Annotated in this window: 10 protein-coding genes; 7 read left to right on the forward strand and 3 right to left on the reverse strand. The window is 68.6% G+C overall.

All coding sequences use genetic code 11. The annotated features are described in order from the left end of the window. The first annotated feature begins 158 nt into the window (after positions 1–158). From CFB34_RS05965 to CFB34_RS05980, 4 genes are all read left to right on the forward strand, one after another. Positions 159–1,586, forward strand: coding sequence for an MFS transporter (locus CFB34_RS05965; RefSeq protein ID WP_089441627.1), 1,428 nt, complete (start codon positions 159–161; stop codon positions 1,584–1,586). A 399-nt stretch (positions 1,587–1,985) separates the two neighbouring features. Next, complete coding sequence (locus tag CFB34_RS05970; RefSeq protein ID WP_089441628.1) at positions 1,986–3,296, forward strand: hypothetical protein; 1,311 nt, start codon at positions 1,986–1,988, stop codon at positions 3,294–3,296. A 160-nt stretch (positions 3,297–3,456) separates the two neighbouring features. Next, positions 3,457–4,569 (forward strand): porin, encoded by a 1,113-nt coding sequence (locus CFB34_RS05975; RefSeq protein ID WP_089441629.1) that lies wholly within the window; start codon positions 3,457–3,459, stop codon positions 4,567–4,569. Positions 4,570–4,579: 10 nt separating this feature from the next. After that, positions 4,580–5,632, forward strand: a complete 1,053-nt coding sequence (locus tag CFB34_RS05980; RefSeq protein WP_089441630.1) for a nucleoside hydrolase — start codon at positions 4,580–4,582, stop codon at positions 5,630–5,632. A 6-nt stretch (positions 5,633–5,638) separates the two neighbouring features. Here the strand turns inward: CFB34_RS05980 and CFB34_RS05985 are convergent, their stop codons facing one another. Next, positions 5,639–6,550, reverse strand: coding sequence for a LysR family transcriptional regulator (locus CFB34_RS05985; RefSeq protein WP_089433213.1), 912 nt, complete (start codon positions 6,548–6,550; stop codon positions 5,639–5,641). Positions 6,551–6,644: 94 nt separating this feature from the next. On the opposite strand from CFB34_RS05985, the gene CFB34_RS05990 reads away from it, so the two are divergent. From CFB34_RS05990 to CFB34_RS06000, 3 genes are all read left to right on the forward strand, one after another. Then, on the forward strand, positions 6,645–7,994 hold the full coding sequence (locus CFB34_RS05990; RefSeq protein ID WP_089441631.1) for an NCS2 family permease: 1,350 nt from the start codon (positions 6,645–6,647) through the stop codon (positions 7,992–7,994). A 46-nt stretch (positions 7,995–8,040) separates the two neighbouring features. Beyond that, positions 8,041–9,141: an adenosine deaminase gene (gene add, locus CFB34_RS05995; protein WP_089441632.1), complete on the forward strand. Its 1,101-nt coding sequence runs from the start codon at positions 8,041–8,043 to the stop codon at positions 9,139–9,141. A gap of 330 nt (positions 9,142–9,471) precedes the next feature. Then, complete coding sequence (locus tag CFB34_RS06000) at positions 9,472–11,385, forward strand: WG repeat-containing protein (protein WP_089441633.1); 1,914 nt, start codon at positions 9,472–9,474, stop codon at positions 11,383–11,385. A gap of 46 nt (positions 11,386–11,431) precedes the next feature. Here the strand turns inward: CFB34_RS06000 and CFB34_RS06005 are convergent, their stop codons facing one another. Beyond that, a complete protein-coding gene (locus CFB34_RS06005; RefSeq protein WP_089441634.1) occupies positions 11,432–13,660 on the reverse strand; it encodes a transglycosylase domain-containing protein in 2,229 nt (742 codons plus the stop codon). A 194-nt stretch (positions 13,661–13,854) separates the two neighbouring features. Then, complete coding sequence (locus CFB34_RS06010; protein ID WP_089441635.1) at positions 13,855–15,381, reverse strand: PLP-dependent aminotransferase family protein; 1,527 nt, start codon at positions 15,379–15,381, stop codon at positions 13,855–13,857. Between the last annotated feature and the right edge of the window lie 12 nt (positions 15,382–15,393).

Raw genomic sequence — 15,393 nt, forward strand, 5'->3', positions numbered from 1 at the left:
AACTGGCTTGATCAAGGCTGCTCCTATGCGTTGCGGCGCGCGACCGAGCGTCAGATGACTGATGTGTTCCGCCGCTCGCCTCGCTAAAATGCGCGAAGCCGCTCGCCAACGCCCCTCTGGTAGCGCCAAGACAATCAAGAATCCGGAGACTTGCCACCATGGCATCCACCCAGCCCGACCCGCTCGCCGCAGCGGCCGTCACCCGCGTCGCGGCGATCGACCCCGGCTCCATCTCGGCCCGCCTCGACCGCCTGCCGCCCACCCGCACCGTCTGGAAACTCGTCGTCCTGCTGAGCCTCGGCTTCTTCTTCGAGCTCTACGACCTGCTCTATAGCGGCTACGTCGCCCCCGGCCTCGTGAAAAGCGGCATCCTGTCGGCAACGACGCACGGCCTGTTCGGCACCACGGGCGTCGCGAGCTTCATCGCCGCGCTGTTCTCCGGGCTCTTCATCGGCACGATCGCATGCGGCTTCCTCGCCGACCGCTTCGGCCGTCGCGCGATCTTCACGTGGTCGCTGCTGTGGTACACGGCCGCCAACGTCGTGATGGCGTTCCAGGACACCGCCGCCGGGCTGAACTTCTGGCGCTTCGTCGTCGGTCTCGGCCTCGGCGTCGAGATGGTGACGATCGGCACGTACATCTCCGAGCTCGTCCCGAAGCAGATCCGCGGCCGCGCATTCGCGTGCGAGCAGGCGGTCGGGTTCGTCGCGGTGCCGGTGGTCGCGTTCCTCGCGTACCTGCTCGTGCCGCACGCCCCGTTCGGCCTCGACGGCTGGCGCTGGGTCGTGCTGATCGGTGCACACGGCGCGCTGTTCGTGTGGTGGATTCGCCGCGAACTGCCGGAAAGCCCGCGCTGGCTCGCGCAGCAGGGCCGGGTCGAAGAAGCCGATCGCATCATGCGTGCGCTCGAGGCGAAGGTCGAAGCCGAATACGGCCGGCCGCTGCCGCCGCCCGCGCCTGCCGAGCCCGTGCCGCCGCGCGGCAGCTTCCGCGACATGTGGGTGCAGCCGTATCGCAGCCGCACGATCATGATGACGATCTTCAACGTGTTCCAGACGGTCGGGTTCTACGGTTTCGCGAACTGGGTGCCGACGCTGCTGATCAAGCAGGGCATCACGATCACGTCGAGCCTGATGTATTCGAGCGTGATCGCGCTTGCCGCGCCGATCGGCCCGCTGATCGGCCTCGTGATCGCCGACCGCTTCGAGCGCAAGTCGGTGATCGTCGCGATGGCGGCGGCGATCGTCGTCTGCGGGCTGCTGTTCAGCCAGACGACGGTGGGCGCATTCCTGATCGTGCTCGGCATTGGCCTTACGCTCGCCAGCAACATCATGTCGTACAGCTTCCACGCGTATCAGGCCGAGCTGTTCCCGACGTCGATCCGCGCGCGGGCCGTCGGCTTCGTCTATTCGTGGAGCCGCTTCTCGGCGATCTTCTCGTCGTTCGTGATCGCGGCCGTGCTGAAGGGCTTCGGTACGTTCGGCGTGTTCGCGTTCATCGCGGGCGCGATGGTGATCGTGATGGCCGCGATCGGATTCATGGGGCCGCGCACGAAGGGCATCGCGCTCGAAACCATCTCGAAGTAACCGGTGGTTGCGCACGCATGCTGCATGGTTCGCGCGGCGTGCGTGCGATGCGATGTAGATTGCATCGCGCGTAGGGTGCGTACTGCGTTTGGCGAGTGATTTGGTATCCGAATCGATTTGTAGATCCAGTCGTGCCTTCACGAAGCACTCCGCTTCTTGTATCGATCGCTAACGCACAGCGAATCAGACTGCCACGTAACGAAAAAGCAAGCGGCAACGAGTTGAAACAAAGTTGAAACAAAGCGTGACGAAGCGCAAAACCGCGACGCTCGCCCCTGCCGATTCTTGCATGGACGCGTAGAATGAAGGGCCTGACGACTCATTAGCCGCCATCGGACCGACCGCGTTGCAACAGCGAACGGCTCCGACGCGAAGAGGCGTCGGCGCCGGGCGCACACGATGCGCCGGACGTGTCGATGGTTCGCGCGGAAGATGCGCCGCCCGCAACAGCAGCATGCGGCGGCCGGATCGGCCGATGGCTTCGAACGTATGATGCCTTTCAGCTTCACGCGGCGATTTGCGAAGCCGCGTTGCCTTGCCCGTGTCGCCGCTGCGTGTATTGGGATCGCTGCGGCACTGCCGATCTCCGTGCTTGTCGAGCGGCCTGCCTTTGCGGCGTCCGACGCATCGGCGCCCGTCGCTACGTCATCCTCATCAATCGAGACACCCGCATCGGCAGCTTCTCGAGTGCATCCCGCTTCGGCGGCGCATGCATCGTCGGGAGCGTCGGCGGCGAAGCCCGCGGCTGCGGCATCACATGTGCGTCCCGCAGAGCCTGCCAGCCCGGCGTCGGGCGCATCGAGTGCATCGGGCGCATCGGCCGCATCCACCGCCGCACCTGCATCCGCCGCTTCCGCCACGCCTGCCAGCGAGACCGAGCCACCCGCACCGACACCGCCGCGCCAGCATCCGCCCCTGTCCGCCGAAGAGGCAAAGGATGCGACGGCGCGCGCGATCGACATGCGCAAGCGCTTCACACAGGAAGTCACGCGGCGCCTGAACGTACCGGCAAGCGAGCAACGCGCGTACGGCGAGCGTCTCCAGAAGGCGCTCGACGACGCTGACCTCGGCAACCTGGCCGGCGAATACATCGCGATGGTCGACCGCGCACCGAACGTCCAGGCGCTGTTCATCTACTTCCGCGCGACGCCGGCCAACGCGTGGATGATGATCGGCGCATCGCCGGTCGGCACCGGGCTGCCGGGCACGTACGACCATTTCCTGACGCCGCTCGGCGTGTTCCATCACTCGCCGGACAACATGGATTTCCGCGCGGAAGGCACGACGAACGAGAACGGCATTCGCGGCTATGGGCACCGCGACATGCGCATCTACGACTTCGGCTGGGTGGACGGCGAGCGCGGGTGGGGCAAGGGCGGCGTGTCGCCGATGCGGTTCCAGATGCATGCGACCGATCCCGATCGCCTCGAAGCGCTGCTGGGCATCCGGCACTCGAAAGGGTGCGTGCGCATTCCCGCGTCGCTGAACACGTTCTTCGACCGGCACGGCCTGCTCGACGACGACTACCAGGCGCGCGTCGAGGCCGGCAAGTCGCTGTGGGTGCTGCGCCGCGATCGCGACATCACGCCGATCGCGGGCCGCTACCTGGTCGTGATCGACAGCGCACGCAAGACGCGGCCGGCATGGTCGCCGTTGCCGGGGCGCAAGGCGTGGTCGCAGCTGCCGAAGGGCGGCGACACGGCGGATTGACGGCCGGCGAGGCGGGCACGGGAGCGATCTGGATGAGAATAAATCCGTTTTATTGAACCATAATAAAAGCAAACTTTTATTATCCGATCCGGGTTCGTATAGTCGAGGCCAGTTTCGCGGAACCCTGCCGCGCCTGGACCACCACCGATCACACGACCCGATGAAAACTCTCTACAAGCTCGCTCCGCTCGCGATGCTCGGCGCCTTCGCGACGCATGCCTGTGCGCAAAGCAGCATCACGCTGTACGGTCTCATTTCGGCCGGTGTCGGGTTCGCGACCAACCAGGGCGGCAAGAACGCCTGGCAGGCGTTGTCCGGCACGAACCAGAATCCGCGCTGGGGGCTGAAGGGCAAGGAGGATCTCGGGCAGGGGCTGTCCGCGATCTTCCAGCTGGAGAACGGCTTCAACGTGATGACCGGCACGGCCGCGCAGAACGGCCGCGAGTTCGGGCGGATGGCCTACGTCGGCCTGGCCGACCGCACCTACGGCGCGTTGACGTTCGGCCGCCAGTACGACGCGATCCACGACTACATCGGGCCGGTGATCATCGCGAGCAACGGCGTGAACATCGGCGACAACGACAACGGCTACAACGACATCCGCGTGCAGAACTCGGTGAAGTACGTGAGCCCCGTCTACTACGGCCTGAAACTCACCGCGCTGTACGGCTTCAGCAACGCGACCGGCTTCGCGAACAACAGCGCATACAGCTTCGGGCTCGGCTACGAGCAGGGCGCGCTGCGCTGGAGCGCGGTCTACGCGCAGTACAACCATCCGTACAGCGCGACGAACCAGGACGGCGCGATCGCGAACGACTACGCGTCGCCGCTGCTGATCTTCAGCAAGAGCGCGATGTCGCCGGCGGCTTACGCGAGCCGGCAGCGGATCGCGGGCACGGGCGGCTTCTACACGATCGGCCGCGCGCAGTTCGCGGCGATGTTTACCGACGTGCGCTACGATTACCTCGACAATTCGCACCTGCACCTGCAGAACCTCGGCGTGAACGTCGTCTACACGATGACGCCGCAGCTCTTCCTCGGCGCCGCGTATGCGTTCACGAACGGCAAGTACGACGTGATCGACAAGCGGCCGAAATGGCACCAGGTGAACCTGCAGGCCGATTACTTCCTGTCGAAACGCACCGACGTCGCGCTGACGGTGATCGCGCAGCAGGCGGCCGGCGACGCGGACCATGCGCAGATCTTCGCGTACGCACGCTCGACCGGCACGCGCCAGATGATGGCGACGCTCGGCGTCCGGCATGTTTTCTGAGCGCCCGACCATGACCCATCCGATCGCCTCCCGCCGCACCTTCCTGAAACTGTCCGCCGCGCTGGCCGGCACCGCGCTGCTGCCCGAAACGGGCGCGTTCGCGGCCGGCGGCGACGCCGCGCGCCGCACGGTGATCATCGATACCGACCCCGGGCAGGACGACGCGATCGCGATCCTGTTCGCGCTGGGCGCGCAAGACAGGCTCGACGTGCGCGCGCTGACCGCCGTCGCCGGCAACGTACCGCTCGACCTGACCGAACGCAATGCGCGGATCATTCGCGACTGGGCCGGCCGCACGAAGACGCTGCCCGTCTACGCAGGCTGCCCGCGTCCGCTCGTGCGCGACCTCGTGACGGCCGCGAACGTGCACGGCAAGACCGGGCTCGAAGGCGTCGAGTTGCACGAGCCGCGCGCACCGCTGGCTGCCGGTCATGCGGTGTCGTATCTCGTCGATACGCTGAGCCGCGCAGCGCCGGGCAGCGTGACGCTGTGCGCGCTCGGCCCGCTGACGAACCTCGCGACCGCGCTGGTCGAAGCGCCGCAGATTCGCGGCGCGCTGCGCGAAATCGTGCTGATGGGCGGCGCGTTCTTCGAGCGCGGCAACATCACGCCGGCCGCCGAATTCAATATCTACGTCGACCCGCAGGCGGCCGAAGTCGTATTCGGCAGCGGCGTGCCGATCGTCGTGCTGCCGCGCGACGTCGCGGTGAAAGCGCCGATCACGCCGGCGCGCGTCGCGCCGTTTCGCGCGCTCGGCAACCGCTGCGGCGCGATCGTCGCGGACATCATGGACGCCGAACTCGCGTACAACAAGAAGCGGCGCGGCGTCGAAGATGCGCCGATGTACGACCCGACCGCGGTCGGCTATCTCGTCGATCCGACGCTGTTCGGCGGGCGCAAGGTGAACGTGATGGTCGAGACGACCGGGCAGTGGACGCTCGGCGAGACCGTCGTCGACTGGAACGGACGCAGCGGCCGCGCCGCGAACGCGACGTGGATCAACGAGGTCGATGCGGACCGCTTCTACGCAGCGCTCGTCGAGCGCATCGCGAAGCTGCCCTGAAGGCAATCAGATGTGCTTCGCAATCCATTCGCGGCACGCCCGCACGTGCGGGCCGCGATCGTCGCCGGTGAGCGAGATCAGCGAGATCGCGCGCGTGACGCGCGGCTTGTCGACGCGCAGCGCGACGAGTTCGGGATCGTGCAGATGCATCGTGTAGAGGCTCGGCAGCACGGCGGTCGCGAGGCCGTTGCGTGCAAGCGCGTAGAGCGGCTCGGTGTATTCCATCCGGTACGTGACGTTCAGGCGCAGCTTCTCGGCGCCGCCGGTGCGATGCAGCGATTCGCTGACGCTGCCGCGCACGAACACCGCGAGCTCGCGATCGACGAGTCTGGCCCACGTGACGCTCTTCGCGCGGGCCAGCGGATCGTCATGCCGCACGACGATCACGATCTCGTCCTCGAAGAGCTGCTGGTAGCGCAGCGTGCCGTCGTCGCTGTCCGGTTCGCGCACGCCGATACCGAGATCCGCGACGCTGTCGCGCACGGCTTCGACGAGCGCGCTGTTCGGCAGGTCGGTGAGGGTGAAGCGCAGCGTCGGATGCGCGTCGCGCAGTGCATTGAGCGCGGGCAGCAGGCGGCCCGCGACCGACGGGATGAACGCGATGCGCACGGTCTGGATGCGTTCGCCGATGAGCCGCGTCATGTCGTCGAAGGTGCCGCGCGCCTGGTTGAGCAGGCGTTCGGCGAGCGGCAGCACGGCTTCGCCCGCGGACGTCAACGTAAGCCGGTGCGCGGAGCGCGCGAACAGGCGCCCGCCGAGCAGGAACTCGATCTGGCGGATCGACGCGGTGAGCGCGGGCTGCGTGAGCGACAGCGCCTGCGCGGCCTGCGTGAAGCTGCGTGCGTGGGCGAGCACGACGAAGTGCTGGACCTGCCGCAGCGTGAGCGCGGGCAGCAGCGACGAGCGGTCGGACGACATCGGGCAATAACGGTCGGGATGCGGTACGCGGCAGTATAAGACCGCGCTGCGTGAATCGACACAGGACAATATTCGGAATCACAGGAGAACCACCATGTCAGCGACTGACACGATGCCGGCGCGCGTGCCGGCCAACTGGCTCGAACGCCGCTTCGCGCTCGCCGCGCGCGGCACGAGCGTGCGCACGGAGACGATCGCGGGCGTCACGTCGTTTCTCGCGGCCGCGTACCTGCTCGTCGTGATCCCGTCGCTGCTCGCGACGGGCGGCATGGAGCGCGGCGCGGCGACGACCGCGACGATCATCGTGTTCGTGCTGTTCACCACGCTGATGGGGCTCTACGCGAACCTGCCGTTCCTCGTCGGCCCCGGCATCGGCGGCTCGGTGATCATCGGCGTGACGCTCGCGACGACCGAGCACGTCGGCTGGCAGACGGGCCTCGGCATCGCCTGCGTGTCGGGCGTGCTGTTCTTCCTGCTGACGATCCTCGGCGCGCGCGGCGTCGTGGTGCGGCTGATTCCGGTGCAGATCAAGCTCGGGCTCGGCGCATCGATCGGGCTGTTCGTGACGATGCTCGGGCTGCGCAACGCGGGCATGGTCGTCGCGAACGCGAAGACCAACGCGTTCGCGCTCGGCGACTTCTCGCGGCCGGGCGCGCTCGTTGCGCTGATCGGCCTCGCGGTCGCGATCGTGCTGCAGGCGCGCAAGGTGCCCGGCGCGATCCTGATCGCGATCCTCGTCGCAGCCGCGGCCGGCGTGCCGCTCGGCGTCACGCATCTGCCCGCGTCGTTCGTGTCGCTGCCGCACAGCATCGCGCCGATCGCGTTCAAGCTCGACATCGGCAGCGCGTTGAGCCTCGCGGCCGCGCCGTACCTGTTCGCGTTCTTCGCGGCGGAATTCTTCTCGACGCTCGGCACCGCGCTCGCGGTCGGCGCGAAGGCGAACCTGCTCGACGAACAGGGCAACCTGCCGAACATCAACCGGCCGTTTCTCGTCGATTCGCTTGCGGCGACGCTCGGGCCCGTGTTCGGCATTCCCGCGCTGACCGCGCTGATCGAATCGGCGGCGGGCGTCGAGGCCGGCGGCCGCAGCGGGCTGTCGTCGCTGGCGGCGGCCGTGCTGTTCGCCGCGATGCTGCTGTTCGTGCCGGTCGCGCTCGCGATCCCGAAAGAGGCGACCGCGCCGGCGCTGATCCTGATCGGGCTGTCGATGTTCGCGACGATCCGCCATACGCATTTCGACGACTTCACCGATGCGCTGCCCGTGATGTCGATGGTGCTGCTCACGCTGATGTCGAACAGCTTCGGCACCGGTATCGCGGGCGGGCTGCTGTGCTACGTGCTCGTCAAGCTGCTGGCCGGTCGCTGGCGCGACGTGTCGTGGGGGCTCGTCGTGCTCGCGCTTCCGCTCGGCTACTACTTCTGGACCGTCGTGAAGCCGCACTGAGAGACGGCTTTCGCGACGCATCGGCACTACCCATAACGAGACTGCAATGAAGGCAACACCAGGTAACGTCCCGGCCGCGCGCACGGGCATCGAGATCACGCCGGCCCATCGGGCCTTCTTCCACGCGCTGCCGAAGGTCGAGCTGCATTGCCACCTGCTCGGCGCGGTGCGGCACGACACGTTCGTCGCACTCGCGGCGCGCAGCGGCGCACCGATCGAGCGCGCGGAGATCGACGCGTTCTATGCGCGCGGCGAGAAGCCGGTCGGCGTGCTGCACGTGCTGCGCGCGCTCGACCGGTATCTGCTCACGCAGCCCGACGACCTGCGGCGGATCGCCTACGAGTATCTGGAGGATGCGGCCGCGCACCACGTCCGGCATGCGGAATTCTTCTGGAATCCGACGGGTACGGTGCGCGTGTCGGGTATCGCGTATGCGGATGCGCAGGCCGCGATCGTGACGGGGATTCGCGACGCCGCACGCGACTTCGGGATCGGCGCGCGCCTGATTCCGAGCATCGACCGCGAGCAGGATCCGGACGAAGCGGTGGCGCTCGTCGAATGGATGAAGGCGAACCGCGCGGACGAAGTCGCGGGGCTCGGGATCGACTATCGCGAGAACGACCGGCCGCCGGAGTTGTTCTGGAAGGCCTACCGCAATGCACGCGCGGCGGGCTTTCGCACGACCGCGCATGCGGGCGAGTTCGGGATGCCGTGGCGCAACGTCGAGACGGCCGTCGATCTGTTGCAGGTCGATCGCGTCGATCACGGTTACACGATCGTCGACAACCCGGAGCTGTGCGCGCGCTATGCGGAGCGCGGAATCGTCTTCACGGTCGTGCCGACGAATTCGTACTACCTGCGCACGCTGCCGCCGGAGCAATGGGCGGAACTGCATCCGATGCGCAAGATGCCGGGCCTCGGGCTGAAGATTCATCCGAACACCGACGATCCGACGCTGCACAAGGTCAATCCGTCGGAGGCGTGGGAGCTGATGTTCAGCCATTTCGGCTTCACCGTGGCCGAGCTGAAGCAGTTCATGCTGAACGGGATCGACGGCGCGTGGGTGGACGACGCGACGAAGGCCGCGTGGCGTGCGGCGTGGGCGCCGGAGTTCGATGCGTTGGCAGGTACGCTCGCGGCGGCCTGAGCGCGGCTGCGTCATACGCCGGCTGGTGCTTCAACCGGCCGGCGACTCGTTGTGCCGGAACAGCCTCGCGACGCCCGGCAGGCCGCCGGCGTCGAGCAATTCCGCGTAGCGGTACAGCAGGATCGCGATCGCGACTGCGCCGTGGGTCATGCCGGTTCCCCCTCGTTGAGCGATGACGACGATGGTGCGCGGCGCGCGGCAAGTCCGCTTCGTCCGGATGGACTAATCCGGCGCGCGGCGTTCTACAGGCAACCGTCTTCGTCATCGCGCGCTCCTATAATGAGCGCCGACACGACAACAGCAACAATAAAGACGAGGGCGACCCTTCCAATGGGCAATCGATCATGGCTGTATCTCCAGGCCGGTGACGGCGACGACGCGCGAACGATCGCGCTCGCGGAATCCAACAATCACTTTCCGCTGCTGTGGCGCGTGCTGCTCGCCGACGGCGGCGCGGGCGACGCGATCACCGATCAGCGCATATTCGGCGATGCCGGCACGCCGAATCTCGCCAGCGACGCGCGCACCGCGCTTGCGCGACTCAGCCGGCTCGCGTCGTTCGTCGTCGCGTATCCGCTGCCCGGCGACGATCCTGCGCTCGCGCGCCAGTTCGATGCGGTCGTGCGTCATCTCGGCGAATCGATCGATGCGTTCGGCGACGCGCACGGCGCACCCCGGTTTTCCGCGAATCTCGACGAGTTGTCGTGGCTCGACGGCGGCGATCCGAACGACTACATCGACCAGGAACGCGATACCTGCACGCGGCTGTGGTGGCAGGTCGCGAACTGCATGGATTTCCGCGACGTGCGCGGCGTGCGCGATGCGCTCGAGATCGAGTCGCCGCCCGACTGGCGCGACTGGGCGTGGGGCTTCGGGTTCGGCGGCCTGTTGCATCACTATTTCGTTCGTCAGCAGCCGCCGCGCGGCGTGACGTTTGCCGAGCTGTTCGACGCCGGCGAAGTGCACGGCGACCGGCTCGGCTACGGCATGTTCAGCTTTCGTGCACGCAACGGGCTGTGGGGTGTGCGACGTGAAACCGACGATGCGTGGCACGTGATCGTGCCGCCCGAGTGGACGAACCTGTGGGCGAGCGGCGCGCGTGACGACCGGCTACTGTGGGCCGCGCGCGACGGGAAGGTCGGCCTGCTGTTCGCCGACGGCGATGTCGACCGCGATGGCGACGAGATGCGGATCGTGCGCGAACCGTCGTTCGACGCCGTGTGGGATTTCAGCGGCGACGTCGCCTGCGTGCGCGTCGGTGAGCGGTTCGGACTCGTGCGCACGGACGGCACGTGGGTGCTCGAACCGTCGCTCGACGACTTCGGCGATTTCACGGACGGGGTCGCCTCCGCGAGCCTGGACGGCCGCTGGGGCTTCGTCGACACGCGCGGTGCGTGGGCGATTCCGCCGCGTTTCGACGATGCGCATGAATTCGAGAACGGCACCGTCGCGGCGGTATCCGAAGGCGAACGGTGGGGGCTGATCGGGCGCGACGGGCAATGGCGCGCGCAGCCCGAGTGGGACGCGCTCGAATGGTCGTCCGAATGCGGCGCCTTCGTCGCGCGGCGCAACGGTCACGTCGGCCTCGTCGATGCGAAAGGCCGCGTCGTCGTCGAGCCGCATTATGCGGAAGTCGCCAGGCTGATCGACGACGAACGGACGGACATGCTGACCGAACTCGGCGCGATCCGCCATATCGTGCGGCGCGACGACGGGCGTTGCGCGATCGTCGACGGACAGGGCCGCGTGCTGACGCCGTTCGACTTCGTCAACATGGGGGCGCTGCCGTGGTTGTCCGATGACGAAACCGTGCCGGGCGAGCTGTTCACGCGATACGCGATCGGTGTCCTGCCGGGCGAGCCGGTGCAACTCGCGGTCTGCGATCTCGAGACGGGCGCGACGCTCGTGCAGGGGCACTACGACGACGTGGCCGGCCTGTTCTGGGGCGCCGATCACGGCTGGCTGGCCTGGGTGGAGGAGGGCGGCGACGACGTGCGGGCGACGGTGCTTCGCGCGGACGGCACCGTGCTGCATCCGGCGCGTTACACGCGCATCGGTGACGATGCGCTGTTCGACGACGATCGCGACGCCGCCGACGGACACGCGATGCTGATGCCGTGGTTCGTCCGCCGTGTCGCGGTCGCGCAGAGCTGGAGCCTGGGCGAGCCGGTCGCCGCATTGCGCGACGACGGCGTGCCCGTATGGCTCTACGCGGACGGGCAAGCGACGACGACGCGTCGATAGGCCGAGCCGTTGTCGTGGAGGCCGGCGTGGCGCGCCGGCACCCCGATCAGCGGAAGAACCTCAGCCAGTCGAACAGCCCCGGATGCGGCGTGCGCCGGCGCGGCGCCGGCGCGCTGCGCGGCCGGAAATCCGGCGAGAACTGCGCGTGCGGATCGATCGCCTTCGCGCGCAGCGCCGCATCGTAGAAACTGCCGACGATCGGCAGCGCGCTGTGCGCGCCCGCGCCCCAGTAGTCGCTGCGCAGCGTGACGCTGCCGTCGTCGAAGCCGACCCACGCGCCGGCCACGAGCTGCGGATGCATCAGGATGAACCAGCCGTCCGCGTTGTCCTGCGTCGTGCCCGTCTTGCCGGCGACGTCGACGCGAATGCCATACCGTGAACGAATGTCGGCGCCGGTGCCGCGATCGACGACATCGCGCATCACGTCGACCAGCGTCTGCGCGGCGGGCTCGGGCAACGCACGTTCGGGCGGCGCGCTGCCGAAGACGGCGAGCACCTTGCCGTCGCGATCCTCGATGCGCGTGATCATCTGCGGCGCGACGTACACGCCGCGGTTCGCGATCGTGCCGTACGCGGACACCATCTCCTTCAGCGTGACGGGGCTCGTGCCGAGCGCGAGCGACGGCACCGCGTCGAGCGGGCTTTCGCGCACGCCCATCGCGCGGGCGAGCTGCGCGACCTTCGCGGCGCCTTCGTGCTGCATCACCTGCGCGGTGATGCGGTTGCGCGACAGCGCGAGCGCATCGCGCAGCGTCATCGGCTCATCGGTCGGCGGCTCGGCATCGGTCGGGCGCCAGACCGCGCGCCCGTCGATCGGGATCGCGACGGGGCGGTCGACGAACGTATCGCCCGGCCGCATGCCGTCCGCGAACGCGGCGCCATAGACGAACGGCTTGAACGTCGAGCCGGGCTGGCGCCGTGCCTGCGACACGTGATCGAACGGCTCGCTGCCGAAATCCGGGCTGCCGACCCACGCACGGATCGCGCCGTTGCGCGGATCGATCGCGACGAAGCCGGCCTGCACCTGCGTCTTGCGCTCGCACAGCGCGCGCATGAAATCGCGATTGGCGCCGAGCCGCTTCAGTGCCACGACGTCGGTCAGCCCCGTGTCGCGCGCCTGCCGATAGTCGGGCGTCTGGCGGATGAAGCCGCGGAACAGGTCGTTGCGCAGCCCGCAGCCGGACGGGCCGCGCCACGCGCTATCGGCGATCGCCTGCAGCCGTTCGGTCTGCCGCGTCAGCGCCTGCGTCGCCATGTCCTGCAGCCGCGCGTCGAGCGTCGTGTGCACGACGAGTCCATCGGAGTACAGATCGTAGTTGTTGCGATCGGCCCACGCGATCAGCCATTTGCGCAACTGCACCGCGAAGTGCGGGGCGAGGCCGGGCTGCCCCGACTGCGGCTCGAAGTCGACGCGCAGCGGCTGGCGCTGCAGTTTCGCGAGCTGCTGCGGCGTCAGCATGTGCATCTGCGCCATCCGGTCGAGCACGATGTTGCGCCGCTGTACCGCGCGCTCCGGGTTCAGCACCGGGTTGTAGTAGCTGTTGCCCTTCAGCATCCCGACGAGCGTCGCGCTTTCGACGATGTCGAGCTGGTCGGCCGACTTGCCGAAGTAGGTGCGCGCGGCCATTTCGACGCCGTACGCGTTGTACAGGAACGGCACGGTGTTCAGGTAGGTCTCGAGAATCTCGTCCTTGCTGTACACCGACTCGATCTTGAACGCCGTGATCAGCTCCTTCACCTTGCGCGTGAGCGTCGGCGCGCGGCCGACTTCATCCGGATACAGGTTGCGCGCGAGCTGCTGCGTGATCGTCGAGCCGCCCTGGCGGTCGCCCGAGAACGTGTGCAGCCCGGCCGCGAGCGTGCGGCGCACGTCGATGCCGTGATGCGCGTAGAAACGGTGGTCCTCGGTCGCGATCAGCGCGTCGACCATGTGCGGCGAGATCTGCTTGAGCGGCACCCATTCGCGGTTGACGGGCCGGAACTCGGCGATCAGCTGGCCGTCGGCGGACAGCACGCGCGCGGGACGGTCGATGCGCGCCTTGCGGATGTCGCCGATGCTCGGCGTGAACGGGACGAACGCGAGCAGCACCAGCAGGCCCAGCACCGGGATCGCGGCGAGCGTCAGCGCGACGCCGCGGCGCGTCGGATGGCGCAGGCGATGCAGCGCACCGGCGCCCAGCGCGCGGAGGCGCGCGCCGCTGGCGGCGGCGAACGGTGTGACGCGGGCGCGGCAACGGCGCCACGCGTGTCGGAGAAGCGGCACGAAGCGATTCAAGGCGACAGGAGCGCGGATGGAAGAGGCGCGATCCTAGCAAACGGCACGCGTGCGACGCCCGCCAAAACGGCCGTTTGCTTGCAGGATTTACAGACGATTACGTTTGTTGCCCGCCGACAACCTTTTACGGCGCGGCGTGGCGCGATTCTCCCGACGAATCGTGGCCGGCCCGCCAGCGCTCGAAGCTCCTCCGGTCAGCGCGCCACGGCGCCGTCGGCGGCCATTGCGACCACCTCCGCGAGCCGCTGCGCGGCCGCCTCCATCTGCGCGCGGCCGAACCCGCCGAAGCCCAGCACGAGCCCCGGGCGGGCGGTACCGGGCGCGAACATCGGCGACACCGCGCGCACCGCGACGCCGGCTTGCGCGGCGCGCTCGACCACGTCGAGATCGTCGATCCCTTCCGCGAGCCACAGCACGACGTGCATCCCCTGATCGCCCGGCTGCACCCACGCCCGTTCGCGCGGCAGCCGCGCACCGAGCGTGTCGATCAGCAGCGCGCGCTGTTCCGCATACACGCCGCGCACGCGGCGGATGTGGCGGTCGAGGTGGCCTTCCGCGATGAACGCGGCCAGCACGTGCTGGTCGGCGGTCGGCACATGACGATCCATCAGCACGCGGGCGCCGCAGAACGCGGGCACGAGATCGTCGGGCGCGATCACGTAGCCGAGCCGCAGCGATGGAAACAGGATCTTGCTGAACGTGCCGAGGTAGATCACGCGGTCGGGGTCGAGCCCCTGCAGCGACGGGAACGGATGGCCTTCGTAGCGCAGCTCGCTGTCGTAATCGTCCTCGACCACCCACGCGCGTTGCGCACGCGCCCAGGCGAGCAGCGCATTGCGCCGCGCCATGTTGAGCGGCATGCCGAGCGGATACTGGTGCGACGGCGTGACGAACGCGACCCGCGCATGCGGCGCGAGACGGATGCCGGCGTCGACGTCGATTCCGTCGGCGTCGACCGGCACCCGCACCATCGCGTCGCGCCGCCCGGTGCTGTCGAGCAGCGCGGTGATGCCGCGATAGGCCGGATTCTCGACCCACGCCTGATCGCCCGCGCCGAGCAGCACCTGGCTCGCGAGATGCAGCCCCTGCTGCGTGCCGCTCGTGATCACGACCTGGTCGGCATGGCAGCGCACCGAGCGCGAGCGGCGCACGTAGTCGGCGATCGCTTCGCGCAGCGGCAGCGCGCCTTGCGGATCGGCATAGCCGGACGGTGCGCCGGCGCCGCGTGCGCGCAGGCGGTTGCCGAGCCTGCGCCAGATGTCGTCGGGCGCGGTGAGGCCGATCGGCACCGAGATCGCGAACGGCATGGCCGGCAGCGGACGGAATTCGCCGGCGATTCGCGCGAAGGTGGCGGCCGGCTCGGGGAGGCCGGTATGCGCCGGCGGTCGGCGCCGGGCAGGCGGCTCGGGCGCGTTGACGGGCGCGTTGACGGGCGGCGGCTCGGCGAGCGCGAGCGCGCTCGCGACCCGCGTGCCCGCGCCGCCACGCGATTCGAGAAAGCCTTCGGCGATGAGCTGCGCGTACGCATCGACGACGGTGCCGCGCGCCACCTGCAGCGACGCGGCGAGCAGCCGTGTGGACGGCAGCGCGTCACCCGGATGGACGTCGCCGCGCCGCACGGCGTCGCGCAGCGCCTGCGCGAGCTGGCGGCTCAGGTCGCCGGCTGCACGATCGAGCGCGCCGAGCGACGGGATGTCGACGTTCCGCGTCGTTCTTGCCATGATTCTGGTCCG

The organism is Burkholderia sp. HI4860 (genome assembly GCF_002223045.2).
In the GTDB taxonomy this organism is placed as follows: Bacteria; Pseudomonadota; Gammaproteobacteria; order Burkholderiales; family Burkholderiaceae; genus Burkholderia.